Source organism: Pseudomonas sp. FG43 (genome assembly GCF_057809175.1).
In genome coordinates, this window is sequence record NZ_JBMDJL010000042.1 from 1 (window position 1) to 498 (window position 498).

General features: G+C 52.4%; 1 pseudogene. It reads right to left on the bottom strand.

Going from position 1 to position 498, the window contains the following annotated elements:
- Window positions 1–142: 142 nt before the first annotated feature.
- Window positions 143–498 (bottom strand): annotated as a pseudogene (locus ACODS3_RS26490) (permease); the annotation flags it as partial.

Below are 498 nucleotides of genomic sequence, written 5' to 3' on the forward strand. Positions count from 1 at the left end.
AACAGTTAAGGTCATAACTCACTTTGTGGGAGGCAGCCTGGCGACTTCAGCGTACCGACGCAGAATATCTGCCGGTTTTCAGGCCTTTTTCGCCAGCAAGCTGCTTCCTACAAGTATCTCGTTGCATCAAGCACCGGGCTTTTCACCACTCCCAGTCTCTTTCCATGAACTCGGCTGTGGGTGGCAGGACCGAGTGCAGGAATTGCAGGAATTTCTCGAATAAATCTTTGTCGGGAAAGCGAAATTCAAACCCCACCGTGATGTCTGTTCGGTGAGTGATGATCATGGAACGCTTGCGATCCACCGTGACAAAGTTGTACTCGTTCCAGGGCAAGCTCTGTTCGTTATTGATTTTATTCTCCCAATTCAGCAAAGAGCGTGCAGCCCCGATTGAAATGGCGGCGGGGCCGACCAGAAAGAGCAGGGAGCCTGTGACGAGGGCCACGCCGAGAAATAGCAGGATGGTGAAAATGGCGATGCCTTTGAAGAGCGGGCCTG